Genomic DNA, 24,421 nt, shown 5'->3' with positions numbered 1-24,421 from the left:
TCCCCGGTCCCTGAGCAACCCTCCCCGGTCCCTGAGCAACCCTCCCCGGTCCCTGAGCTTGTCGAAGGGCACACGGGAGAACCCCACGAATCCGGCGCCCTTCCTCCGCTCCCTGAGCCTGTCGAGGGGCCCACGAGGACACTTCCACAACCGGTGCGACTCGGCATCTGGAATGTCAGTGGTCCATGATGGACTGGTTCCATGACCGAGACCAGCACCACCGCGATCCGCGCGAGCGACGAATACGCCGCGCGCCTCGCGGAGTTCTCGGACCAGTACGCGGACATCCAGCGGCGTCGCGCCAAGCTGGACGCCGAGGAGGCCCGACTGCTCGCCCGCTCTGCCGCTTACGCGGACGCCTTCGCAGACGTCGCGGTTCCGGCGATCTTCCCGCCGGCTGAACGTCAGGCCCTCTCCCGCCGGTCGACCTGTGCGGCGCTCGCGATGGCGACACGGACGCCGGAACGGACGGTTCAGCGTGCGACCAACGATGCCGAACTGCTCGTCAACGAAGCGCCGACTGTGCTTGCCTCACTTGAGGCCGGTCGTATCTCCGCCCGTCATGCGCAGACCATCACGGACCAGCTCGGCGACGTGCCGACCGCAGGGCGAACGGTGTTCCTCGCTGAGGTCCTGCCGGTTGCGGAAGAGTCGACCAACGCGAACCTCCGCAGACGCGCCCGCATCCTGCGCGAGCGACTGCACCCCGAGTCGATCACCGCCCGCGCCCGGCGGTCCGAGGCGGACCGTCGGGTGGAGTTCGAGCCCGCAGCGGACGGCATGGCCTGGGTGCATCTGTTCACCACGGCGCCCATCGCCCAGGGCATCATCGAGCGCGTCGAGGCCGCCGCAGCGGAGTCACGCTCAGCCGGCGACACCCGCACGTGCGCACAACTGCAGGCCGACGCCCTCGCGGCGCTCGCGCTCACCGGAGTCACGCCCGACGACGTCATGACGAGCCCGGTCCTGCCGCACCCGGTCGAAGTGCAGGAGCACATCAAGCCGACCGTGCAGGTCACGGTGCCGGCGCTCACGATGGCCGGCGTGAGCGATGCCCCGGCGACGCTCGACGGCTACGGGCCCATCGACCCTGAGACCGCAGCACGTATCGCCGTGAACGCCCCCAGCTTCACCCGGATCCTCGTCCAACCGGAAACCGGCGCAGTCCTTTCCGTCGGGCGGGGCCAGTACCGCGTTCCGGCCGATCTGCAACGGGCGGTGCGCCTCCGGGACGGCACTTGTCGGGCACCGGGCTGCGGCAGACGGGCCAGAGCGTGTGACCTCGATCATTCGGTCGCGTGGGAAGACGGCGGGACGACAGATGTCGGCAATCTCGCGTGCCTGTGTCGACATCACCACCGGATGAAACACCTTCCCGGGTGGAATCTCGACCATGGGCCCGGCGGGGTGCTCGAGTGGACGACACCCGACGGCAGACACCACCGGACCGAACCCGATCCCGCGCCGTTCTGACCCCGCCGACGAAGGGGTTCCTCGTGGGCACGTCGACAGGCTCAGTGACCGGGAGAGGTATGGCCGTAACGATTCGGTCCTCGTCGGCGTTTCGACAGGCAGCCGGGCGTCCACCACCGGGCGCTTGCCCGGGCCGACGTCCACGGTTACGATTGGTCCAACCAATCCACCGGAGGACGCCATGGCATCGACGCCACTGCCCGCACACACCATCACCTTCGTCGGCATCGGCGCGATCGGCCTGCCGATGGCCACCCAGCTCGCCGCGGCCGGCCACCGGGTCACGGGCGTCGATCCCTTCCCCGCCGCACGGGAACGCGCGGCCGCCGCCGGGATCAGCGCGGTCGAATCCATCACCGAGGCACCGCAGGCCGACACCGTCGTGGTCATGGTCGCGACGCCCGACCAGCTCGCCGAACTCGTCACCCTCGCCATCGCCGACACCCACCCCGCCGGCCAGACCTGGATCATCATGAGCACCGTCGGCCCCGCCTCCGTGGTCGAGCAGGCCGACCGTCTCGAAGCCGCGGGCGCAGCGGTCGTCGACGCCCCGGTCACCGGCGGCGTGGCACGCGCAAGCACCGGCGAGCTCACCATGTTCGTTTCCGGATCCCCGAGCGCGACCGCCGCCGCATCCGAACCACTCGCCGCCCTCGGCACCGCCAGGATCGTCGGCGAAGCCATCGGGGACGGCCAGTCGATCAAGGTCGTCAACCAGCACCTCTGCGCCGTGCACATCGCCGCAGCCGCCGAGGCCCTCGCCCTCGCGTCCTCACTCGGACTCGACCCGGCGGCGGTCCTCCCCCTCGTCGAGTCCGGTGCAGCCGCGTCCTGGATGCTGTCGGACCGCGGACCCCGCATGCTGCAGGACACCGACGCCCCGGTGATGAGCCGTGTCGACATCTTCGTGAAGGACACGGGCCTCGTCGCCGATGCGGCGAGCGCCGCCGGAGCCGCGACCCCAGTCCTGGACGCAGCGCGCGAACGCTTCCTCGCCGCTGCAGCGTCGGGCCTCGGCGCACGCGACGACTCCCGCGTGATCGAGACCTACCAGGAGACCCACGCATGAAGACCCTCATCCTCGACGACGACACGTCGCATGGCCCAGGAACGCCGCGCAGGGCGCCCGGGATCGTCCGAGCTGACCGCGAACCCCGCCAGGAGACCCCCGCATGAAGACGATCATCCTCGACGACGACCCCACCGGCACGCAGTCGGCGTCCGGCGTCGACGTCCTCCTCGAATGGGACGCCGATCTCATCGAGCAGGCTCTCGACGGAGCCGACGCGGTCTACCTGCTCACGAACACCCGCGCCGTCCCCGAGGGGGAGGCAGTGGCGCTCCTCGAACGCACTCGAGCCGAGGCGGAGGAGGCGGGACGCCGTCTCGGCGAACGGGTGCACGTCGTCCTCCGAGGCGACTCGACCCTGCGCGGGCACGTGTTCCCCGAGACCGCCGTCTTCACCGCGGACCGCAGCGTCATCGTCTTCGTCCCGGCCTTCCCGGAGGGCGGGCGCACGACGATCGACGGCACCCACTACGTCCGCATCGGCGACGAGACGCTGCCGGCCCACGAGACGGAGTACGCCCAGGACCCCGTGTTCCCGTTCCGCTCGGGACACCTGCCGGACTACGTGCGCGAGCAGTCCGGTCGGGAGGCCGCCCGCTTCGGCCTGGCGGGTCTCCGCGACGGCGCCGCCGAGTTCCGTGCAGCTCTCCGTGATGCCGTTCCCGGAACGGTGCTCCTTCCGGACGCGGAGACCGGAGACGACGTGCGGATCATCGCGCAGGCCATCACGGCGGCGTGGGCCGACGGAGCCGACGTGGTCGTCCGGTCCGCGTCACCCCTCGCTGCAGCCATCGCGGGCGTCGAGAGCGACGGCCTCCTGCCCTCGCCGCTCGTCGCGGAGCCGGTCGCCGCGCTCCTCGTCTGCGGCTCCCATACCATCGGTGCGACGCGACAGCTCGCGCCCGTCGAGGCGGCGTTCGGTCCCGCCGAGATCGTCCCCACGAGCGACGCCCTCCAGGATGCCGTCGCCACCGGGCGGGCCGTGGCCGAGGCCGCTCGAGCGAGACTCACCGCGACGGGGTTCGCCGCGATCTCGTCCGAGCGGGAACGGGACGCCTCGCACAACACGCTCGACCACGGTGAGCGGGTGATGATCGCACTGACGTCGGCGACCGCTGCGCTCCGACGATCGGTTGAGGTCGTCGTGTCGAAGGGCGGCATCACCTCCGCCGAGGTCGCCCGGGTCGGACTCGGTGCACGGCGCGCTCGCGTCCTCGGACAGGTGCTGCCCGGGGTCTCGGTGTGGAGTGTGGTGACACCCGAGCACGAGGAGAAGCTCTACGTGGTCGTCCCGGGCAACGTCGGCGACCCGTCGACACTCGTCGACGTCCTCACCGCGCTCGGCCGGACCGCCTAGCGCCCGAGGATCTCCGACGCGTTGTGGTCGATCCACGCCATCAAGGGCATCAGGTGCTCGTTGAGGTCGCGACCGCGGTCACTCAGGCTGTACTCGACACGGGGCGGGATCTCGGGGTGCGCGACGCGGACGACGAGGCCGTCCTCCTCGAGCGTCCGGAGCGTCTGGGCCAGCATCTTCTCGCTGATGCCCTGGACCACCCGTCGCAGCTCACCCCAGCGATGGGTGCCGTCGGACAGCGCCAGGAGGACGAGGACGCCCCACTTGCTGGTCACGTGGTCGAGCACCGTGCGAGAGGGGCAGGCGGCCGGCAGGATGCCGTCGGTGAATCCGGGGCGTCTTCCCAGCTGCGCGTCCACGCTCGTCATGACTCATTCCTTACTCGTCGGACAGTAGCTTACCTCAAAGTGGGTACTGCAGATCGGGAAGTAATGTGATCGGAAGCGGGTTCCTCCTCAGCGAACCCCATCGAAAGGACCCTCACATGTCTCTCGTCGTCACCGGAGCCACCGGCCACCTCGGCCACCTCGTCGTCGAGCACCTGCTCGCCCGCGGCACCGACCCCGCCACCATCGTCGCCACCGGCCGCCGGACCGAGGCACTGGCCGATCTCGCCGCACAGGGCGTCCGTACCGCGAAGGTCGACTTCACCGACCCGGCCACCCTCGACGCCGCGCTCGAGGCCGGCGACACCCTGCTGCTCGTCTCCGGGAGCGAGGTCGGCCAGCGCGTCGCCCAGCACGCCGCCGTCATCGACGCCGCCAAGCGTGCCGGCGTCGCCCGCTTCGTCTACACGAGCGCGCTCCGGGCCGACACCTCCCCGCTGATCCTCGCCCCCGAGCACAAGGCGACCGAGGAGCTCATCCACGCGTCCGGCCTCCCCTTCACCATCCTCCGCAACGGCTGGTACACCGAGAACTACGGCCAGTCCGTCGACCAGGCCAAGGCGACCGGATCGTTCGTCGGGAGCGTCGGCGACGGGCTCGTGTCGAGCGCGTCTCGCACCGACTACGCGGAGGCGGCCGCCGTCGTCCTCACCACCGACGGCCACGAGGGCAAGGCCTACGAGCTCGCCGGCGACGTCGCGTGGTCGCACCCCGAGCTGGCGCAGGCGATCGGCGAGGTCGTCGGCCGAGAGGTCGTCTACCAGGACCTCTCGCCCGAGGACCACATGAAGGCCTTGCTGGCGGCCGGTCTCGACGAGGGCACCGCGGGCTTCGTCGTCGCGCTCGACGGCAACACCCGCGACGGCCTCCTCGCCGAGACGAGCGGCGACCTCGGTCGGTTGATCGGCCACCCCACGACGCCGCTGGTCGAGGGCTTGCGCACGCTCGTCGCCTGAGCCGCGTCGACATCTCCTGCAATCAGCCGGGCCCGGAGCGCACGCTCCGGGCCCGTTCGCGTGCGCTGACACTCCGGCTGAAGGATTCCGTTGCAGAAACGCGATCCGACGCACGAATCCGTCACCTCGATCCGGGTTATGCTCTCGATACCGCTAGCGCGCCGAGGGTGACGCGCCGGCCAGACGGCACCACCGACGCTTCGAGCAGGTGATATGACGAGCAACGCGGACACGGTCTTCACCGGAGGCACCGTCTTCCGGAACGCCCTGCTCACGCCGCAGAACGGTGCCGTCGCCATCTCCGACGGCCGGATCGTCGCCCTCGACGCTGACGCACACGCGGCGATCGGTCCCGACACCGAGATCGTGGACCTCCGAGGCGGTCTCCTGCTCCCCGGCTTCGTGGACGCGCACGTCCACCCGATCGAGGCCGGACTCGAACAGCTCGCGTGCGATCTGTCGGGCGAGCGCACCCCCGAGGGATACCTCGCCACGATCGCCGCTTACGCCGAGGCCCACCCCGAGCGCCCGTGGATCGTCGGCGGCGGCTGGCAACAGGCCGCCTTCCCCGGCGGCACCCCGCTCGCCGCGGAGCTCGACCGAGTGGTGCCGGACCGGCCCGTCTTCCTCCAGAATCGCGATCACCACGGAGCCTGGGTGAACACCGAGGCGCTCCGCCTCGCCGGCGTCGACCACACCACACCGGACCCCGCCGACGGCCGGATCGAACGGGACGCGGACGGCACCCCGAACGGCATGCTCCACGAGGGTGCCCGCTCGCTCGTGTCCCGGTTCGTCCCCGTCGACACCGACGAGGACGTCGCGGCCGCCCTCGTCGCAGCCCAGCAGACCCTCCACGGCTTCGGCGTCACCGGCTGGCAGGACGCGATCGTCGGCGACTACGGCAGCCACACCGATACGAGCGACGCCTACCTGCAGGCGATGGCGGACGGGTTGCTCATGAGCGACGTCGTGGGGGCGCTCTGGTGGGACCGGGATCGTGGACTCGAGCAGATCGACGAACTCATCGCTCGCCGCGACGCGATCGCACGCCGCGCCGCGGCCCTCGGGACGACGACCGGGCGCTTCACCGCGGGCACCGTCAAGATCATGCAGGACGGCATCCCCGAGAACCGGACCGCCGCGATGATCGACCCCTACCTGCGCACCTGTCACTGCGGAGACACCGCGCCCGAACGCGGCATCTCCTTCCTGGAGCCCGCGATCCTCGTCGAGGCGGTCACGAGGCTGGACGCCGCGGGGTTCCAGGTCCACTTCCACGCGATCGGCGACCGGGCGGTCCGCGAGTGCCTCGACGCCCTCGAGGCCGCGCGGGAGCGCAACGGCGAGAGCGACAACCGGCACCACATCGCGCACGCGCAGATCGTCCATCCCGACGACCTGCCGCGGTTCGCCCGACTCGGCGTCACGATGAACATGCAGGCGCTCTGGGCCACGTGGGAGCCCCAGATGGTCGAGCTGAACCTGCCGCTACTCGGCGACGAACGCGCCTCCTGGCAGTATCCGTTCGGCGATGCGGCACGACTCGGCACCCTGCTCTGTGCCGGATCGGACTGGCCCGTCACGACCCCCGACCCGTGGCAGGCCCTGCATGTGGCGGTCAACCGCACGCTGCCGGCCGACGATCCCGACCACCACCCCGAACCGCTCAACCCAGGACAGTCGCTGACGCTCGGAGCGGCGATCGCCGCGTACACGCACGGGTCCAACCGGATCGACCACCGCGACGACACCGGCGTGATCGAGGTCGGCGCCGTCGCAGACCTCGTCCTCGTCGACCGTGACCCGTTCGCCGGCCCCACCACCGAGATCGCGCACACCAGGACCGTCGGGACCTGGATCGCCGGACGCCGCGTCTTCACCTCCACCACCACATCAACCGAGCAAGGAACCTGACATGAAGAACCGATACCTGCTCCCGGCCGCACTCACGGCCGCCGCCGCGCTGCTGCTCACCGGCTGCGTCAACAACGAGGTCGCCACGCCCGACGCCACCGGCTCCACCGCCGCGGTGACCGTCGACAAGGCCGCCGAGGCGCTCCTCCCCGACGACATCCGTCAGGCCGGCAAGCTCATCCTCGGCACCGACGCGACCTACGCGCCCAATGAGTTCAAGGACGCGAACGGCGACCCGATCGGTTGGGAGATCGAGCTCGCCGACGCGATGGCCGGCAAGCTCGGCCTCACCACCGACTACCAGGTGGCGAAGTTCGACAACATCATCCCGAGCATCACCGGTGGCAAGTACGACGTCGGGCTGTCGTCGTTCTTCGACACCAAGGAGCGTCAGCAGCAGGTCGACATGATCGACTACTTCACGGCCGGGATCCAGTGGGCGACCCTGGCGGGCAAGTCCGTCGACCCCGACAACGCCTGCGGGCTGAAGGTCGCCGTCCAGAACGGCACGACGGAGGCCCTCGACGACGTCCCCGCCAAGTCGCAGGCCTGCACCGACGCCGGTAAGCCGGCGATCGAGGCCCTCGGCTACGACACGCAGGACGAGGCCACGGCTGCAGTCACACTCGGCCGCGCCGACGCGATGACCGCCGACTCCCCGGTCGTGCAGTACGCCGTCCAGCAGAGCGACGGCAAGCTCGAACTCTCCGGTGACGTCTACTCCACGTTCCTCTACGGCATGCCGATCGCGAAGGACCGTGGCGACCTCGGCAAGGCCCTCCAGGCCGCCCTGCAGTCCCTCATGGACGACGGCACCTACGGCTCGATCCTGAGCAAGTGGGGCGTCGAGTCCGGCGCCCTCGACAAGATCGACATCAACGGCGCGACGAGCTGACCGTGAGCGACTCCAGAATCACCGGGACGGCGTCCGCGCCCCCGGTGCCGTTGAAGGTCGTCAAGCTCCGCCATCCCTGGCGGAACGTGTTCGCCGTCATCATCGTGCTGTTGCTCGTCGCGTTCGTGGTCGACGCGGCGACGCGGCCGGCGTACGACTGGCCGGCCGTCGGCAAGTACGTCTTCGACCGGCGGATCACCATGGCAGCGCTCATCACGCTGCAGCTGACGGTGTACTCGATGATCGGCGCCATCGTCCTCGGCGTCGTGCTCGCGATCATGCGGCTGTCGCCGAACCCGGTGCTCAAGGCCATCGCGTGGGGCTTCGTCTGGCTGTTCCGCGGGACGCCGGTCTACGTGCAGCTGGTCTTCTGGGGCCTGCTCGCGACGATCTATCCGACGCTCAACATCGGACTGCCCTTCCTCCCGCCGATCGCGCAGCTGCCGACCGATGCCGCGCTGAACACGTTCTGGATCGCCGTCATCGGGCTGGCACTCAACGAGGCCGCCTACATGTCGGAGATCGTGCGCGCCGGTCTGCTGTCGGTGGACCGCGGACAGGAGGAGGCGTCGACGGCGCTCGGGATGAGCTGGGCGCAGACGATGCGGCGGGTCATCCTGCCGCAGTCGATGCGGATCATCATCCCGCCGACCGGCAACGAGGTGATCTCGATGCTCAAGACCACGTCGCTCGTGACGGCCGTCCCGTTCACGCAGGAGCTCTACACGAGATCGCGGGACATCTCGTCCGAGACGTTCAACCCGATCCCGTTGCTCATCGTCGCGTCGCTCTGGTACCTGCTGTTCACCTCGATCCTGATGGTGGGGCAGTACTTCCTGGAGAAGCGGTTCGCGCGCGGCCTCACCCGGATCGACGCGGGGGCACCCGTCACGACCGAGGCCATCCAGGTCCAGGAGGCGGAGGCGCGCGCCAAGCAGAGCCCAACCGACGGCGAGAGCGGAGAACGACGATGACGATCACGGACACGATCGACATGGTCCGCGCGGAGGGCGTGGTGAAGTCCTTCGGCTCGAACACGGTCCTCAAGGACATCTCCCTGACGGTACGACGCGGCGAGGTCATGTGCCTGGTCGGGCCGTCGGGCTCCGGCAAGTCGACCTTCCTGCGCTGCATCAACCACCTGGAGCGGGTCGACGGCGGACGGTTGCTCGTCGAGGGGGACCTCATCGGCTACCGCGAGCGAGGCGACACGCTCTACGAGTTGAAGCCCAAGGAGGCGGCGAAGCAGCGGCGCGACATCGGTATGGTGTTCCAGCGGTTCAACCTGTTCCCGCATATGACGGCGCTCGAGAACATCATCGAGGCGCCCATGCAGGTGAAGGGTCAACGGCGAGCGGTCGCCGAGCAGCGCGGCCGGGAACTCCTGGACCGGGTCGGTCTGAGCGACAAGGCGGCTGCATACCCCGGTCACCTGTCGGGCGGTCAGCAGCAGCGGGTCGCGATCGCGCGGGCCCTCGCGATGGATCCGAAGCTCATGCTGTTCGACGAGCCGACCTCGGCACTCGATCCGGAGCTGGTCGGCGAGGTCCTCGACGTCATGAAGGGGCTCGCGAAGGACGGCATGACGATGATCGTCGTGACGCACGAGATGGGGTTCGCCCGAGAGGTGGCCGACTCGCTCGTGTTCATGGACGGCGGCGTGGTCGTGGAGACGGGAGCGCCCCGCGAGGTGCTCGCCAATCCGCAGCACGCCAGGACACGCGCGTTCCTGTCGAAAGTGTTGTGAGCACGAACGCCGCCCGCTCTCCCAGACTGGGGCGAGCGGGCGGCGTTCTGCCCGAGGACGGACGGGCGAAGGGGCTCAGTGGAGCTTCTTCTGGACTTCCTTCTGGGCCTTCGCCGTGGCCTTCTTCGAGTTCTTCACGGCCTTCTTGCGCGCCTTCTCGACGCGAGGGTCGTTCCAGAACTCTTCTGCGGCGTGCTTGATCTCGCGGTACCGGGTGCGTCCGGCCTTCGCGCCGAGCGTGTAGGCACCGAAGGCGATGAGGCCGACGATGATGAGGAGGATCTTCTTACCCATGATGTTGCTCCCTCTCCCACGGATCGCCGTGGGGCGTTGATGTGTCCCGATGGTTCATCCCGCGACACTGGCATTCTGCGACGCGCGGCTGCGGATCAGCCGATTCGGACGGGGGCTTGCAATTGCACCGGCATGTCCGGATCAGTGACGGTCACTGGAGGACGCGCTTCGGCTTGGCGGCGCGGAAGCCGCCACCGACCTCGACGAGGACGGGGAGTTCGACGCCGAGCAGGCGGTCGAGCGACTCCACCGCCGTGCTGACGGTCTCCACCGCCGTGCGGGGTGAGACGCCACGCCGGCAGGTGACGGCGACCTTGAGCGCCTGCGCCCGGTTCACGTCCCAGGCGGAGACGCGGACGGACGAGAACGCCTCGGTGTCGTCGAGGGCATCGCCGAGCGCGTTGGCCGCGACGTCCGTCTCGAGCACGATGTCGCCGTGCTCGACGGTCGCGCGATGCACGACGCCGGAACGGCCACGACCCTGACGCAGGACGAACGAGATGAGCAGGGCGGCGACGACCACGAGCAGCACGATCCCGGCGATCGGGACGAGGACCGGGGCCGTCTGACCGGCGTCCGCGCTGGACACCGCTGCGAACGGGTTCCAGGCGAACCAGCCGTCGACCGTGTCGAGCACGGCGGCCCGATTGTCGCGCCACCAGTCGGCGACGACGGGCACGGTGACGACGGCGAGCGCCGCCGCCCCGATCACGACGAACACGAGTCCGATGAGGAGGATGAGCAGACGGTTCAGTCCGCGGTTGGTGGAGTTCACTGTCCGACCTTCCCGTTCGACGAGATGGAGGTGGTCGCCCGGAGCGGCGGCTGCAGGCCGAACGCGTCGAGGTCTGCGGCGACGGCGCGGTCGACTTCGGACCGGTCGACGCGCATGCCGCTGGCCGGGGTGATCCGGATCGCTGCGGTCCGCCGCCCGACGGCCACGGAGGTGCCGTCGGGATGCGTGGCCGCCGTCGTCGAAGCGCGCTGCGCGAGGGCCGACGCGATGACCTCGTCATCGACGACCGCGAGTACGCGCCCGGTCGACAACAGGTGGCGGTGACGACGTCCCGGTCCGAGCGCGATCCCGATGAGGACCGCTCCGAGCAGGAGCACGAGTGCCCCCGCGACACCGAGGATGACCGGTTGTGTCGACGGCAGGCTCGCCGCGGCTCCCGGGATCTCACCCGGGGCGACGAGGAGCGGGCGGACGCCGATGAGGGCGAGCACCGTCTCCACGGCGGTCCAGAGCGCGACGAGCACGAGCAGGACCGCGAGGAGGATCGCGGCGGTCGAGCGCGGCGAGTGCAGTTCGCGGCGAGCCAGGCGCCGGAGCACCCTCGTCGGGCCGGCGGCCGGGGTCGTGGCTGCGGTGGCGGTCATGAGACGCGTCCTTCCTGGTCGATCTCGAGTCCGCTCACGCGGATGGAGACGCGCGAGACGCTCGAACCGGACAGCTGCTCGACGCGAGCGGCGATGGCACCGGTGGCGGCCGAGACGCGCTCGACGATGGAGCCCCCTGAGCGCTGGAGCGCGTCGGGGGTGGCCGAGACGCGCGACAGTGGGATCGCACGCATCGGCGAGGTGACGATGAGCGCGAGCGCGCCCTGGTCGTCGGCGAGCTCGACCTTCACACGTCCCGCCGGGACCCCGAGCGACTCGGCCGCGATGTTCACGGCGACGTGCTCGAGGGCCTTCGCGGTGATCCGCGTCCGGCCCGGCCCGCCGTGCGGGTGCACGACGGGCGCTTCGGCGACCGAGGGGACTCCCCGGTCGAGGACGGCGGTGGTCATGACGAGACGCGCTTCCCGCGGACGGCGTCGACGATCGCGTTCAGGTCGGTCTGGCCGGTGACGATGCGGGCCACGAGGGCGCCGATCCCCATCGCGACCGCGACGAACACGAACGCCCAGAACCCGAAGGCGACCCAGCTGAGTGCGAGGACGGCTCCGATCAGGATGCCGGTGTTGGTGGCGGTCACTGGACTCGCGCCTCGGCGTTCTGGTCCTCGTCGTCGGACGGGATGAAGACGTCGCTGACGGTCACGTTGACCTCGGTGACCTCCATGCCGACGAACTGCTCGATCGCGCGGATGATCGAGGCGCGGACCTCGCTCGCGACGGCCTGCAGGTCCACCGGGTAGTCGGCGACGATCACGACGTCGACGGCGACCTGGGTCTCGCCGACCTCGACGCGGATGCCCTGCGACAGGTCGGAGGAGCCGATGGCGTCGCGGATGGCACCGAAGGCACGGGCTGCGCCACCACCGAGGGCGTGCACGCCGCGGACCTCGCGGGCTGCGATGCCGGCGATCTTCGCTACCACGCCGTTGTCGATGACCGTCTTGCCGTGGGTGTTCGTCTGCGTGGCGGCGTTGTTCTCGCCGACGACACCCTTCGTGACGGTGGGCTTCGGGGAGTTGGTGGTGTTCGACATGGTGTTGCCCTTCCTGGTTCGTCTCGAGCGAGCGGTTGATCGCTTCGTTGGTGATAGGACGCAACCATCGCACCGATCGTCACGGTCGATCTCGAAGCTCGTGAAGAGACCTCGAATCCTGCACCGCACCGTGACGAATCGGCGTCGACCTCCGACGCCCATCCGAGGATCTGTTCGTCGCTGCACGCCGCTAAGATTGGTGGGTCCGGCATCCCACCACTTCCTTTGGAGTCCTGCCCTCGTGACGACCACCACCCCCACCAGCTCCGCCGTCGCCGACACCGTCGAGAACGCCGTCGCGACACCGGACCGCGAGCAGCCCTACGGCGCCCTCGGCTTGAAGGCCGACGAGTACGCGAAGATCCGCGAGATCCTCGGCCGTCGTCCCACGAGCGGCGAGCTCGCCATGTACTCGGTCATGTGGAGCGAGCACTGCTCCTACAAGTCCAGCAAGATCTACCTGCGCCAGTTCGGCCAGAAGGTCACCGACGAGATGAAGAAGAACCTCATGGTCGGCATGGGCGAGAACGCCGGCGTCATCGACGTCGGTGAGGGCTGGGCCGTGACCTTCAAGGTCGAGAGCCACAACCACCCCTCCTACATCGAGCCCTTCCAGGGTGCGGCCACGGGCGTCGGCGGCATCGTCCGCGACATCATCTCGATGGGTGCCCGACCGGTCGCCGTCATGGACCAGCTCCGTTTCGGCGACATCGACCACCCCGACACCGCACGCGTCGTGCACGGCGTCACCGCCGGCATCTCCTCCTACGGCAACTGCCTGGGCCTGCCGAACATCGGTGGCGAGACCTACTTCGACAAGGTGTACCAGGGCAACCCGCTGGTCAACGCCCTGTCGGTCGGCGTCCTGCGTCACGAGGACCTCCGCCTCGCCAACGCCTCGGGTGTCGGCAACAAGATCGTCCTCTTCGGTGCCCGCACCGGTGGCGACGGCATCGGCGGCGCCTCCATCCTCGCGTCCGACTCCTTCGACGCGAACGGCCCGACGAAGCGTCCGGCCGTCCAGGTCGGCGACCCGTTCGCCGAGAAGGTGCTCATCGAGTGCTGCCTCGAGCTCTACCGCGACAGCCTCGTCGAGGGCATCCAGGACCTCGGTGCCGCCGGCATCTCCTGCGCCACGAGCGAGCTCGCGGCCAACGGCGACGGCGGCATGTTCGTCGAGCTGTCGCACGTGCTGCTGCGCGACCCCTCGCTGACGCCTGAGGAGATCCTCATGTCGGAGTCGCAGGAGCGCATGATGGCCGTCGTCGAGCCGGGCAAGCTCGACGCGTTCCTCGCCGTCACCGACAAGTGGGACGTCGAGACCTCGGTGCTCGGTGAGGTCACCGACACCGGCCGCCTCGTCATCAACTGGCACGGCGAGGAGATCGTCAACGTCGACCCCTCGACCGTCGCGGTCGACGGCCCGGTCTACGAGCGCCCGGTCGCCTACCCCACCTGGATCGACGCACTGCAGGCCGACTCCGCCTCGGCCCTCCCCCGCACCGACGCCCCTGCCGAGCTGGAGCAGCAGTTCCGCTCCCTCCTCGGATCGGCGAACCTCGCGGACAAGAGCTGGATCACCAACCAGTACGACTACTACGTGATGGGCAACACCGCGCTGTCCTTCCCCGACGACGGCGGCATGATCCGCGTCGACGAGGAGTCCGGCCTCGGCTTCGCCATCGCGACCGACGCGAACGGCCGCTACTGCCAGCTCGACCCGCGCCAGGGTGCACAGCTCGCGCTCGCGGAGGCCTACCGCAACGTCGCCGTCACCGGTGCCGTCCCGGCCGCCGTCACCGACTGCCTGAACTTCGGCTCGCCGGAGAACCCCGAGGTCATGTGGCAGTTCTCCGAGGCCGTCGCCGGCCTGTCGGACGCCTGCCTCGAGCTCGGCGTGCCCGTCACCGGCGGCAACGTGTCGTTCTACAACCAGACGGGCGACGTCCCGATCTTCCCGACGCCCGTCGTCGGCGTCCTCGGCGTGATCGACGACGTCGCGCGCCGCATCCCGAGCGGCTGGCAGGACGAGGGCGACAACCTCTACCTCCTCGGCACCACGTCACTCGAGCTCGACGGCTCCGCCTGGGCCGGGACGATCCACGACCACCTGGGTGGTCTGCCACCGAAGGTCGACCTCGCCGGCGAGAAGACGCTGGCCGAGCTGCTGCACGCCGCGGCCAAGGAGGGCCTCGTGTCCTCCGCCCACGACCTCTCCGACGGCGGTCTCGCTCAGGCGCTCGCGGAGAGCGTCATGCGCTTCGGTGTCGGTGCCCGGGTCTTCCTCGGTGAGCTGCTCGCGCGCGACGGCGTCGACCTCACGACGGCGCTCTTCTCCGAGTCCACCGGACGCGTCATCGTCTCGGTGCCGCGCGAGGACGACGTCAAGTTCCAGGGCCTGTGCGAGGGCCGCGGCTACCCGGTGCTCCGCATCGGCGTGACCGACGCCTCGGCCGTCGGCGACGCGACCGAGCCCGCCCTCGAGATCCAGGACGTCCTGACCATCCCGGTCTCCGAACTGCGTCGGGTCTCGAAGAGCGTGCTCCCCGAGCGGTTCGGCCCGGTCATCGGCTGAGCGACCCGACTCCACACAGCCCCTGCGCCCGACGGCGTGGGGGCTGTGTCGTTCTCGGGGCTGCGTCGTCGCTGGATGGACCTCGAGACGCCGGGTGGGCGGATACCCGAAACCCACCCACCCGACTCACCACCGGGCGCTCGAGCCAGGAACCCGAATGTCCTGACCGGCGTCTCCGGCAGTGGTGTCGCAAGCGACACCTTCAGCATATCAGCATTTGGAATGCTTCACGGAAGCGTGGCGGCCATGCCCCACAGTCGCTCGACGGCCAGCTCCGCGGCGATCGCGTCCCCCTCCGCGACCGCGTCCCGGAGGATCGGGAAGTCCACCGCCAGCGACGGCCAATCGAGCCAGTCGGTGTCGGCGGTGACCTCCAGTTGCGGCGACAGGAGCGCGAGTGCGTCGCGAGCGGTCGTGACCAGGATGCGATTCGGACAGAGGGCGACGAGATGGTCCATGAGCGGCCATGAGAGCTCGGCGTAGGCGACCGGGTCCTGCAGGCCGATCACTCGCGACACCTCGTCCAGCTCGGCGACGAGCGCCGCTCGGTCGGTGTCCTCGAGGACGGGCACGGTCACGCGCGTCACGCCACCCAGCAGCGCCCCGAGCGTCTGGAACAGATGGATCCGCCGATGGCGGGGTCTGCTGGCCGCCGAATCCGCCGACATGCGTCCCACCTTCCTGCCGTTCCAGGTCAACCCGTGCGCGTCAGGATAGCAAGGCTCAGCGCGCCCGACGACACCTGTGCATCCGGCATGTTCTACAACACATGAGGCACAAAACTATCCAACACACCTTGGATATCGGTATTCTGAAGTGGTCATATCCCAGCTCGACGATCGGAGTCCCATGCCTGTTCCCAAAACCGTCGAGACGAGCCCTCGGAAGCTCCTGCGCGACATCGTCTTCGAGCAGCTCCTGACCGCCATCGAGGACGGCACCCTCGAGCCCGGGGAACGCCTCAATGACGAGGAGCTCGAGAAGTGGCTCGGTGTCTCGAGGACCCCGATCCGCGAAGCGATCAGCAAGCTCGCCGACATCGGACTGGTCGAGACCGCCCCGCAGCGGTACACCCGCGTCGCGAAGCCCACCGCCGAGCAGTACGCGGAAGCACTGCGCCTCCTGAACGGATTCCACGAGCTCAGCGCGCGGTGGAGCATCCCGCAGTTCACCGACGAGGACGTCGCGGCGTTCCGCGAGCTCGGCGACGCGGTGCTCGCGGACATCGAAGCGCGTGACAAGCACGTCCTCCGGTCGTCCTCCGCCTTCGCCGACTTCATGGTCGAGCGCTCGGGCAACTCGCTGCTGCAGCAGGTCGCCCGTCAGATGAACACCCGGGTGACCTACACCTCACTGCCGACGATCGACTTCTTCCAGTGGGACATCTTCGCCGCGTACGTCACCGGACTGGTCGCGGCCGCCGAGGCACGCAGCGCCGAGGACGCCGAGCGCGTCATGCGCAAGCAGGCCGAGGCCACCGACGCCTTCCTCGAGCAGGTCATCGCCGCCGGTGGAGCATTGCCCGCCGAGAGCTAGCCGGCGAACGCTGTCGAACAGCGGACCGTCACAGAGCCGCCTCCCGATCGGGAGGCGGCTCTGCACGTTGTACGGTGGACCGTCGGTCGCGTGACCGCGCATCATCTGGCCACGGACCCGATCGGAGCACTGCAGTGGGGATCCTCCTCTGGCTCTTCGACGCGACGTTCAGGGTCGGCGACCAGGTGGTCCTCTGGCGGGAGGTCGTCGGCAACCTGTTCGGCCTGGCGAGCGCCCTCGGTGGCATGCGTCGCCGCGCCTGGGCCTGGCCCGTCGGCATCATCGGGAACGCGCTCCTCCTGACCGTCTTCCTCGGCGCGGTCTTCCACACGCCGAACCCGACCAACCTCCTGGGACAGGCGGGCCGCCAGCTCATGTTCATCGTCGTGTCGATCTACGGCTGGGTGCAGTGGCGACGGGTCGAACGGGTCGAGGCGACGACCGGTCCGGTCGCCGTGATCCGGCCCCGCTGGGCAGGCTGGCGGGTGCGGCTCGTCCTCGTCGGCCTCCTGCTCGGCGGCACGCTGCTCCTGATCCCCGTGTTCCGGGCACTCGGTTCCTACGAGCCGGTCTGGGCCGACGCCTGGATCTTCATGGGATCCCTCCTCGCCACCTGGGGGATGGCGAAACGTTGGGTGGAGTTCTGGCTCATCTGGGTCGCGGTCGACCTGGTCGGCGTGCCGCTCCTGTTCGGCGCCGGGTACTGGGTCTCGGCGTCGATGTACCTGTTCTACGGGGCGTTCACCCTCGCCGGCTTCTTCGTGTGGGCCCGCGGCGAGCGCGTCGTCACGGCGCGCTGAGCTGACGCCGCCGCATCCATGTCCGGGCGGTGCGGCGGGAACGTGACCGTCACCACCAGCCCTCCCTCCGACCGCGCGGTGAGCTCGAGCGCAGCCCCGTGCACCTCGGCGATGCTCTCCACGATGGCGAGTCCGAGCCCGCGTGACCGCTCCGGACCGCGCGCGACCCGGCCGCCGGCGCGGTAGAACGGCTCGGTGAGCCTCGCGACCACGTCCGCCGGGATCGACTCGCCGGAGTTCTCGACCCGGAGGACGACCGCGCCGCCCGCCGGCCCGCCCGACCGGCGCACCGAGACCCGCACGAAACCACCGTCGACGTTGTGCCGGACGGCGTTCTGCAGGAGGTTCCCGCACAGCTGATGCAGCATGGCCTCGTCGCCCCAGACCGCGAGATCCTGTACCTCGGCCGTGCAGTCGATCCCGCGCGCTCGAGCCGCTGAGGCCGCGGCGACGCAGGCGTCGGAGGCCAGCTCTCCGAGTGCCACGGTCTCACCCCGCAGCTCCGAGTGCTCGAGGTCGGCGAGGTCGAGGACGGCCTCGACGGTCTGGATGCTGCGCGTGTTCGTCTCACGGAGTCGGGCGATGAGTCCCCTGACGGTCTGTTCGTCCAGGTCGTCGCTGGTCGCCGCGACGTCGAGCATCGCCTGGGTCGTCGCGAGCGGGGTCCGCAGCTCATGCGAGGCGTTCGCCGCGAACCGTTGGTGGGCGCGGAACGACCGGTCGAGCCGTTCGAGCATGTGGTCGAAGGTGTCGGAGAGGTCGGTGATCTCGTCCCGCGGGCCCGCGAGGGCGACCCGATGGTCGAAGGATCCGGTCGCCGCCCGCTGCGCGGCCACGTTGATCTCGTGCAACGGACGCAGCAGCCGGCCCGACAGGATCCATCCGCCCCACGCGCTCGCCGCCGCGAGGACGACGAGCACGATGAGCGACCAGACGAGCAGCGTGTTCAGGATGTCGCTCTGGTCCGAGACGACGAGTGCCGCTGCACCGTTCGCCGAGGTCAGCCCCTCCACCGGCTGATAGGTGGCCGCCCCGGCGGCCTCGGTCGGCACGGTCGCCTGCAGCCAGGTCGCGCCGTCCATGGCCGCATCGGCCCGCACCGCGGTGATCGCGTACGTCGGGACGTACCGCATGAAGGCGTAGATGAGCGCGAGCATGATCGAGCCGGCGACCGTGAACAGCAACGCGTACGTCAGCGTCAAACGCGTGCGCACCGTCAAGCGGTTCGGGCGGCTGAGCAACCCCGCGGCGTCGGAACGGGGCATCAGTCGCCCTCGATCCGGTAGCCCGCGCCCGGGACGGTCGTGATCACCCACGGCGAGCCGAGGCGTCGGCGGAGGTTCGAGATGGTCACGCGGATGGTGTTCGTGAACGGGTCGACGTTCTCGTCCCAGGCCTTCTCGAGGAGGGTCTCGGCGCTCACGACCCCGCCGTCGGCGAGCAGCAGCTGCTCGAGGACCGCGAACTCCTTCCGTGACAGCTTCACGTACACGCCGTCGCGGGAGACCTCCCGCCGGAACGGGTCGAGTCGCACTCCCGCGCGCTCGAGGACCGGAGGGCGCGACTCCGCCGTGCGCCGGGCGAGCGCGCGGAGCCTGGCCACGAGCTCCGGGAACTCGAACGGCTTCACCAGGTAGTCGTCGGCGCCGAGGCCGAGGCCGGACACGGTGTCGTCGAGTCGACGTGCCGCCGTCAGCATCATGACGCGCACACCGGGATGCTCGGCGACCACCGTTCGGCACACGTCATCGCCGTGGGTGCCCGGCAGGTCCCGATCGAGGAGCAGGACGTCGTAGTCGTTGATCGTGAGCGCCTCGAGCGCTGCGTCGCCGTCGTGGACGACGTCCGCGGCGATCGCCTCCTGCCGGAGGCCGGCTCGGACCGCCTCGGCCAGGTAGACCTCGTCCTCGGCAACCAGGACGCGCATGATGTTCCTCTCGATTGGGTGTGGTGACTCCGGGATCGTACGGACGCCGATCGAGCAACCCCCGAGTGTCGGTTATCTATCGTGCCGTTCGGGACGTTCAGAGAACGTCAACGTTTTCCTTGACGCCCGGACAACGCGCCGCCGAGTGGACTGGTAGTCACCAGTCAGCCCCACCCACTGAGGAGTGCAGATGTCCGACATCACCATCACCCGTTCCGTCCGCCGTCCGGCCGGCAGACTCGCCGCCCTCATCGCGATCCCGTTGCTCATCGGATCGTTGGCCGCGTGCGCATCGGGCTCACCCGGATCCGAGCCGGGCTCGAAGACGCCGTCCACGGTTCAGAGCTTCGAGGACTGGCAGCTCGCCTTCGCCTCCTGCATGCGCGACGAGGGCGTGGACATGCCCGACCCCGGCAAGGACGGCTCCGGCGCCGCGATCAGTCTCGGCGATGCGGACGCGGAAGCCTTCACCGCTGCTTCCAAGACGTGCACCGACAAGCTCGGAGCCCCGCCCGCACCGGCGGGCGGCGACGTGCCCGTCTCGGACCGGTTCGAAGAACAGCTCCAGATGGCCGAGTGCTTCCGCGAGAACGGCATCGACGTCCCCGACCCGGTGAAGGGTGAGGCGATGAACATTCCGAGCGACGTGCCTGAAGACGTGCTCGACGCCTGCGGCCTCGACATGAGCAACGGCAGCTCACTCGGCTCGACGGACCGATGACCGACCGCCGCCGGATCATCGCAGCCCTCTGCGTCGGCGCCGTCCTGATCTCGGGCGGCGCCGTCGCGAGCATCGCCGTGCTCTCCTCGGCCGGGGCGACCAGTCAGGAAGAGCCCTCGAACACCGTCCGAACGGGCACCGCGCCGATCACCGCCGGCGACCTCGCCGGCACGACCCAGGCGACGGGCACGCTCGACTACGCCGACCAGCGGACCATCGGCGGCGGGGCCGGCATCGTCACGGCGGTGCCGGCCCCCGGCAGCACGGTGTCGCTCGGCGGAACCCTGTACGCCGTCGACAACGTCCCGGTCTCGCTTCTGCACGGACCGTTGCCCGCCTGGCGGTCGTTCGAGTCCGGGATGAGCGACGGACCGGACGTGCGGCAACTCGAGACCAGCCTCGCCGCCCTCGGGTACTTCGACCGCGAGCCGGACGACGAGTTCGCGTCCTCGACCGCGCGCGCCATCGAACGGTGGCAGGAGGCGCTCGGGCTCGAGGAGACCGGACGCCTGGAACTCGGATCGGTGGTCTTCATGCCCGGCGACGTCCGGATCGCCTCGATCGACGCCGCGGTCGGCACCGCCGCGTCCGACAAGATCGTCACCGTATCGTCCCTGAACAAGCGCATCGACGTCCCGCTGAAGCTCGCGGATCAGCGTCTCGGTGTCGTCGGGACCAAGGTCGACGTCAACCTTCCCGGCGGGCAGACCACCACCGGCACGGTGACCGATGTCGGCGTCCCCACCGAGTCGGATGCCGACGGACAGAAGAAGGTCACGATCCCGGTCGGCATCACGCTCGACGATCCGGCGGCCGCGGCCGATCTGCAACGCGCGACCGTGACGGTCGGCTTCCCGACGGAACGACGCGAGAACGTCCTCTCCGTCCCGGTGGAGGCGCTCATCGCGATCGACGACAAGACGTTCGGCGTCGAGGTCGTCGAGGGGAAGGGGAAGCACCGTCAGGTCCCGGTCACGACCGGTCTGTTCGCCGATGGTCGGGTCGAGGTCTCGGGTGACGGGATCCGTGAGGGTCTCGACGTCGTGGTGCCGGTGTCATGACCGACACCATGACGGCCTCGTCCGCCGCAGCCGAGCGGCCGGCCGGCCCACCGATCATCCACCTCGAGGGCGTCACCCGCGAATACGGTGAGCCGCCCACGCTCGCGCTCGCGGGTGTCGACCTGACGATCGAGGAGGGCGAGTTCGTCGCCATCGTCGGACCGAGCGGCTCCGGGAAGTCGACGATGCTCAACCTCATCGGGACGCTCGACCGACCGACCAGTGGGACCGCCCGCATCGCGGGTTCGGACGTCGGACACCTCGCCGACGCGAAGCTGTCGGCCCTGCGCGCCTACCGCATCGGCTTCGTCTTCCAGCAGTTCCACCTCGCCGACGGCTCGACCACGGTCGACAACGTCGCCGACGGCCTCATCTACACCGGGGTCCCCCGGGCCGAGCGCCGTCGTCGCGCGGTCGTCGCCCTGGAACGCGTCGGCCTCGGCCATCGTCTCGGCCACCGCCCGACGCAGCTCTCCGGCGGTGAGCGCCAGCGGGTCGCGATCGCACGCGCCGTGGTCGGCGACCCGCCGTTGCTCCTCGCCGACGAACCCACCGGCAACCTGGACTCCGTGTCCGGCGCGAGCATCGTCGAACTGCTGCACGAACTCCACGAGGCCGGCACGACCATCGTCGTGATCACGCACGACGCCGAACTCGCTGCGCGACTCCCCCGCCAGGTGGCGATCCGCGACGGCAGGATCGTGAGCGATTCGGGGCGGGCGGCATGAAGGAGCAGGGTATGCACCCCGACCACGACCGACGGTCACGGCTCCTCGGCCGCGACATCCTCCGGCTCGGGACGACCGGTCTCCGGGCTCGGCCGACGCGTGCGGTCCTCTCCGCGCTGGGGATCGCGATCGGCATCGCGGCGATGATCGCCGTCGTCGGTATCTCCTCGTCCAGTCAGGCGAAACTGCAGGCGCAGCTCTCGGCCCTCGGGACGAACCTCCTCACCGTCCAGCCGGGCCAGAACCTGTTCGGCGAGGCGGCCACTCTCCCCGAGAACACCGTCGGCAAGGTCGGGCTGATCGACGGCGTCGAACAGGCCGGCTCAGCAGCGTCGTTGCAGGACGTACTCGTCTACCGCAACAGCCTGATCGACCGCGCGTCGAGCGGCGGGCTCGGCGCGGTGGCGGTCACGGAGAGCCTGCTCGACGTCGTCGGTGGGAGGCTCGCCTCCGGCGAGTGGCTGAACCGGGCGACGGGAAGCTATCCAGCCGTCGTCCTGGGGTCGAAAGCCGCCGAACGTCTCGGCATCACGACGGTCGGCACGAAGATCCAGCTCGGCGAGCAGTACTTCACCGTGGTGGGCGTCCTGGATCCCCTGGAACTCGCCCCGGAACTCGACACCACCGCGATGATCGGCGAGACGGCTGCCGCCGAGCTGTTCGGGTACGACGGCAAACCGACCACGGTGTACGAGCGGTCCGCCGATGATCGCGTTGAGGCGGTCCGCGAGCTCCTCCCCCGCACCGTGAACCCCGCGGCACCCGAGGAGGTGGAGGTGTCCAGGCCGTCCGACGCCCTTGCCGCGAAGCAGGCCGCAGATCAAGCCTTCACCGGGCTCCTCCTCGGACTCGGTTCCGTCGCCCTGCTCGTCGGGGGCATCGGCGTCGCGAACACGATGGTCATCTCGGTCCTGGAGCGCCGGCGCGAGATCGGCCTCCGTCGCGCCCTCGGGGCCACGCGGGGCCACATCCGGTCCCAGTTCCTCACCGAGGCCCTCCTGCTCTCCGCCCTCGGCGGGGTCGCCGGCGCCGCGCTCGGCACCGGCGTCACGAGTGTCGTCGCCGCGGTGAACGACTGGCCGACGGCGGTGCCGCCGGAGGTGCTGCTCGCGGGCGTCGGCGCGACCCTGGCGATCGGTGCGATCGCCGGCCTCTACCCGGCGATCCGCGCGGCCAGGACGCCACCGACCTCGGCCCTCAGCGGCTGAGTCGGGCCGGCGGACGAACCGCTCCGACGCGGGCCCGTTCCAGGAGACCCTGGATCGGGCCCGCGCGGCCGGGTAGCGTGCAGCCCATGGACATCAGACTCGAGAACGTCGGGATCGCGGTCCGCGACCTCGAGGCGACGATCGCATTCTTCACGGACCTCGGCCTCACCGTGGTCGGCCGGGACACGGTGAGCGGCGAGTGGGCCGACACGGCCGTGGGCCTCGACGGCAACCACGCCAGGATCGCCATGCTCCAGACCCCGGACGGTCACGGTCGCCTCGAACTCTTCGAGTACCTCCACCCGGACGCGATCGAGACCGAGCCGACCCTGCCGAACGAGATCGGCATGCACCGCGTCGCATTCGCCGTCGACGACATCGACGAGGCGCTCGCCATCGCCGCGAAACACGGCTGCCACCCGCTCCGCGGCGTGGCGGACTATCAGGGCGTCTACAAGCTCAGCTATGTGCGCGGGCCGAGCGGCATCATCGTCATGCTGGCCCAGGCGCTGCAGCCGGATCGGCCCGGCGAGTCGGCCTGAGGTCAGTCGGCGGTGGACTCGGTGAGGGCGCGGACGATGGCCGGGAGCGTGCGCATCGCGAGCTCGCGCGGTGAGCCCTCGTCGCCGTCCGGGTCCATGAGCACGGCCGTCTGGATGGCCGACTCGTAGAGGGCGACGACGATGTTCGCGATGTCGGGCGTCGGGATCGTGAACCGGACGTGCGCGAGTCCGGCCGCCTGGTCGAGCCACGCGGCGAGCTGCCGGCCCGCGCTCTCCTGGTGCTGGAGGTAGCGGGCGGCGACGTCGGCGTCGCGCATCGCCAGCATCCGGAACTCCGACTGGACGAGGCACCAGCGGCGGTCATCGGGCTGGAGCTCGAGGAAGGCACGGATCAGGGCCTCGAGCGAGCCCTCGGTGTAGCGGCCCGCTGCGTCGAGGAGCGACGGGCTGACCGCCTGCAGTCCAGCCTCCAGGCGGTCGAGTCGGAGCTGGTTCTCGCGTGACTCGAGGGCGAAGAACAGCTCCTCCTTCGAGTCGAAGTTGGAGTAGAAGGCGCCGCGGGTGAAGCCTGCGCGCTCGCTGATCTGCTCGACGGAGGCGGCGTGCACGCCGAACTCGGCGAAGACCTCGTAGGCGGCGTCGACGAGCCGCTCGCGCGTCCGCTGCCGACGCGCGGACTCGACCGGCGCTTCGTCGCCCGGGGATTCGACCGCTTCGTGCACGCGCATCCTGACACCTTACTGACAGCTCGACCGACTTCTTGCCGATACACCACTGTATCCAATACAGTCGTGTATCGGATACACCGCTGTATCGATCCTGTCCGAACCTCTCC

At 69.8% G+C, this 24,421-nt stretch carries 27 protein-coding genes; 16 read left to right on the top strand and 11 right to left on the bottom strand.

All coding sequences use genetic code 11. The features are described 5' to 3' along the window. Positions 1–201: 201 nt before the first annotated feature. From RWN05_RS15030 to RWN05_RS15020, 3 genes are all read left to right on the top strand, one after another. A complete protein-coding gene (locus RWN05_RS15030; RefSeq protein ID WP_314140141.1) occupies positions 202–1,473 on the top strand; it encodes a DUF222 domain-containing protein in 1,272 nt (423 codons plus the stop codon). Between the two features lie 181 nt (positions 1,474–1,654). Next, complete coding sequence (locus RWN05_RS15025; RefSeq protein WP_314140140.1) at positions 1,655–2,542, top strand: NAD(P)-dependent oxidoreductase; 888 nt, start codon at positions 1,655–1,657, stop codon at positions 2,540–2,542. A 103-nt stretch (positions 2,543–2,645) separates the two neighbouring features. Continuing rightward, positions 2,646–3,899 carry a four-carbon acid sugar kinase family protein gene (locus RWN05_RS15020; RefSeq protein ID WP_314140139.1) on the top strand — a complete coding sequence of 418 codons (1,254 nt, stop codon included), beginning with the start codon at positions 2,646–2,648 and terminating at the stop codon, positions 3,897–3,899. Here RWN05_RS15020 and RWN05_RS15015 read toward each other — a convergent pair. Continuing rightward, positions 3,896–4,267, bottom strand: a complete 372-nt coding sequence (locus tag RWN05_RS15015) for a helix-turn-helix domain-containing protein (protein ID WP_314140137.1) — start codon at positions 4,265–4,267, stop codon at positions 3,896–3,898. The genes RWN05_RS15020 and RWN05_RS15015 overlap by 4 nt on opposite strands. 116 nt (positions 4,268–4,383) lie before the next feature. Here RWN05_RS15015 and RWN05_RS15010 point away from each other — a divergent pair, with 116 nt between their 5' ends. The 5 genes from RWN05_RS15010 (at position 4,384) to RWN05_RS14990 (ending at position 9,800) form a co-directional block, all read left to right on the top strand. Beyond that, on the top strand, positions 4,384–5,241 hold the full coding sequence (locus RWN05_RS15010; RefSeq protein WP_314140136.1) for an SDR family oxidoreductase: 858 nt from the start codon (positions 4,384–4,386) through the stop codon (positions 5,239–5,241). 213 nt (positions 5,242–5,454) lie between these two features. Beyond that, entirely contained in the window at positions 5,455–7,158 is a 1,704-nt protein-coding gene (locus tag RWN05_RS15005; protein ID WP_314140135.1) for an amidohydrolase, read from the top strand. 1 nt (position 7,159) lies between these two features. Beyond that, complete coding sequence (locus RWN05_RS15000) at positions 7,160–8,053, top strand: ABC transporter substrate-binding protein (protein ID WP_175484425.1); 894 nt, start codon at positions 7,160–7,162, stop codon at positions 8,051–8,053. A gap of 2 nt (positions 8,054–8,055) precedes the next feature. Beyond that, a complete protein-coding gene (locus tag RWN05_RS14995; protein ID WP_231884275.1) occupies positions 8,056–9,027 on the top strand; it encodes an amino acid ABC transporter permease in 972 nt (323 codons plus the stop codon). Beyond that, a complete protein-coding gene (locus RWN05_RS14990) occupies positions 9,024–9,800 on the top strand; it encodes an amino acid ABC transporter ATP-binding protein (protein WP_314140133.1) in 777 nt (258 codons plus the stop codon). Before RWN05_RS14995 ends, RWN05_RS14990 begins: the two co-directional genes overlap by 4 nt. A gap of 75 nt (positions 9,801–9,875) precedes the next feature. Here RWN05_RS14990 and RWN05_RS14985 read toward each other — a convergent pair whose 3' ends face one another. From RWN05_RS14985 to RWN05_RS14960, 6 genes are all read right to left on the bottom strand, one after another. Beyond that, positions 9,876–10,094, bottom strand: coding sequence for a hypothetical protein (locus RWN05_RS14985; protein WP_314140132.1), 219 nt, complete (start codon positions 10,092–10,094; stop codon positions 9,876–9,878). 151 nt (positions 10,095–10,245) lie between these two features. Continuing rightward, entirely contained in the window at positions 10,246–10,869 is a 624-nt protein-coding gene (locus tag RWN05_RS14980) for a hypothetical protein (RefSeq protein WP_314140131.1), read from the bottom strand. After that, positions 10,866–11,474: a DUF6286 domain-containing protein gene (locus tag RWN05_RS14975; RefSeq protein ID WP_314140130.1), complete on the bottom strand. Its 609-nt coding sequence runs from the start codon at positions 11,472–11,474 to the stop codon at positions 10,866–10,868. Before RWN05_RS14975 ends, RWN05_RS14980 begins: the two co-directional genes overlap by 4 nt. After that, complete coding sequence (locus RWN05_RS14970; RefSeq protein WP_158596590.1) at positions 11,471–11,884, bottom strand: hypothetical protein; 414 nt, start codon at positions 11,882–11,884, stop codon at positions 11,471–11,473. The genes RWN05_RS14975 and RWN05_RS14970 overlap by 4 nt, the downstream gene beginning before the upstream one ends. Beyond that, positions 11,881–12,072, bottom strand: coding sequence for a DUF2273 domain-containing protein (locus RWN05_RS14965; protein ID WP_056008790.1), 192 nt, complete (start codon positions 12,070–12,072; stop codon positions 11,881–11,883). The genes RWN05_RS14970 and RWN05_RS14965 overlap by 4 nt, the downstream gene beginning before the upstream one ends. Then, positions 12,069–12,527 (bottom strand): Asp23/Gls24 family envelope stress response protein, encoded by a 459-nt coding sequence (locus tag RWN05_RS14960; RefSeq protein WP_079001390.1) that lies wholly within the window; start codon positions 12,525–12,527, stop codon positions 12,069–12,071. Before RWN05_RS14960 ends, RWN05_RS14965 begins: the two co-directional genes overlap by 4 nt. A 241-nt stretch (positions 12,528–12,768) precedes the next feature. Here RWN05_RS14960 and purL point away from each other — a divergent pair, with 241 nt between their 5' ends. Then, positions 12,769–15,102: a phosphoribosylformylglycinamidine synthase subunit PurL gene (purL, locus tag RWN05_RS14955; RefSeq protein ID WP_064294167.1), complete on the top strand. Its 2,334-nt coding sequence runs from the start codon at positions 12,769–12,771 to the stop codon at positions 15,100–15,102. 227 nt (positions 15,103–15,329) lie between these two features. On the opposite strand, the gene RWN05_RS14950 is transcribed toward purL, so the two are convergent. Then, positions 15,330–15,770, bottom strand: a complete 441-nt coding sequence (locus tag RWN05_RS14950) for a hypothetical protein (RefSeq protein WP_314140127.1) — start codon at positions 15,768–15,770, stop codon at positions 15,330–15,332. A 181-nt stretch (positions 15,771–15,951) separates the two neighbouring features. Here RWN05_RS14950 and RWN05_RS14945 point away from each other — a divergent pair, with 181 nt between their 5' ends. After that, a complete protein-coding gene (locus RWN05_RS14945) occupies positions 15,952–16,638 on the top strand; it encodes a GntR family transcriptional regulator (protein ID WP_079001387.1) in 687 nt (228 codons plus the stop codon). 134 nt (positions 16,639–16,772) lie between these two features. Beyond that, on the top strand, positions 16,773–17,438 hold the full coding sequence (gene pnuC / locus RWN05_RS14940; RefSeq protein ID WP_064294164.1) for a nicotinamide riboside transporter PnuC: 666 nt from the start codon (positions 16,773–16,775) through the stop codon (positions 17,436–17,438). On the opposite strand, the gene RWN05_RS14935 is transcribed toward pnuC, so the two are convergent. Then, positions 17,369–18,703 carry a HAMP domain-containing sensor histidine kinase gene (locus RWN05_RS14935; RefSeq protein ID WP_314140125.1) on the bottom strand — a complete coding sequence of 445 codons (1,335 nt, stop codon included), beginning with the start codon at positions 18,701–18,703 and terminating at the stop codon, positions 17,369–17,371. The two genes, pnuC and RWN05_RS14935, sit on opposite strands and share 70 nt — an antisense overlap. Next, entirely contained in the window at positions 18,703–19,365 is a 663-nt protein-coding gene (locus RWN05_RS14930; protein WP_314140124.1) for a response regulator transcription factor, read from the bottom strand. Before RWN05_RS14930 ends, RWN05_RS14935 begins: the two co-directional genes overlap by 1 nt. A gap of 190 nt (positions 19,366–19,555) precedes the next feature. Here RWN05_RS14930 and RWN05_RS14925 point away from each other — a divergent pair, with 190 nt between their 5' ends. The 5 genes from RWN05_RS14925 to RWN05_RS14905 all read left to right on the top strand — a co-directional run bounded on the left by RWN05_RS14925 (position 19,556) and on the right by RWN05_RS14905 (position 23,625). Beyond that, positions 19,556–20,086 carry a hypothetical protein gene (locus RWN05_RS14925; protein WP_314140123.1) on the top strand — a complete coding sequence of 177 codons (531 nt, stop codon included), beginning with the start codon at positions 19,556–19,558 and terminating at the stop codon, positions 20,084–20,086. Then, the gene (locus RWN05_RS14920; RefSeq protein WP_314140121.1) at positions 20,083–21,147 is read left to right on the top strand and encodes a peptidoglycan-binding protein; all 1,065 of its coding nucleotides are present in this window, start codon (positions 20,083–20,085) and stop codon (positions 21,145–21,147) included. Before RWN05_RS14925 ends, RWN05_RS14920 begins: the two co-directional genes overlap by 4 nt. Then, positions 21,144–21,875, top strand: a complete 732-nt coding sequence (locus RWN05_RS14915; RefSeq protein WP_314140120.1) for an ABC transporter ATP-binding protein — start codon at positions 21,144–21,146, stop codon at positions 21,873–21,875. The genes RWN05_RS14920 and RWN05_RS14915 overlap by 4 nt, the downstream gene beginning before the upstream one ends. An 11-nt stretch (positions 21,876–21,886) precedes the next feature. Continuing rightward, positions 21,887–23,083 (top strand): ABC transporter permease, encoded by a 1,197-nt coding sequence (locus RWN05_RS14910; protein ID WP_314140119.1) that lies wholly within the window; start codon positions 21,887–21,889, stop codon positions 23,081–23,083. 86 nt (positions 23,084–23,169) lie between these two features. After that, positions 23,170–23,625 carry a VOC family protein gene (locus RWN05_RS14905; protein ID WP_175116418.1) on the top strand — a complete coding sequence of 152 codons (456 nt, stop codon included), beginning with the start codon at positions 23,170–23,172 and terminating at the stop codon, positions 23,623–23,625. Between the two features lie 2 nt (positions 23,626–23,627). On the opposite strand, the gene RWN05_RS14900 is transcribed toward RWN05_RS14905, so the two are convergent. Next, complete coding sequence (locus RWN05_RS14900; RefSeq protein WP_079001376.1) at positions 23,628–24,314, bottom strand: TetR/AcrR family transcriptional regulator; 687 nt, start codon at positions 24,312–24,314, stop codon at positions 23,628–23,630. Positions 24,315–24,421 lie beyond the last annotated feature (107 nt).

The organism is uncultured Plantibacter sp. (assembly GCF_963518075.1).
Taxonomy (GTDB): Bacteria; Actinomycetota; Actinomycetes; order Actinomycetales; family Microbacteriaceae; genus Plantibacter; species Plantibacter flavus_A.
This window is presented reverse-complemented; position numbering and strand designations above follow the sequence as displayed.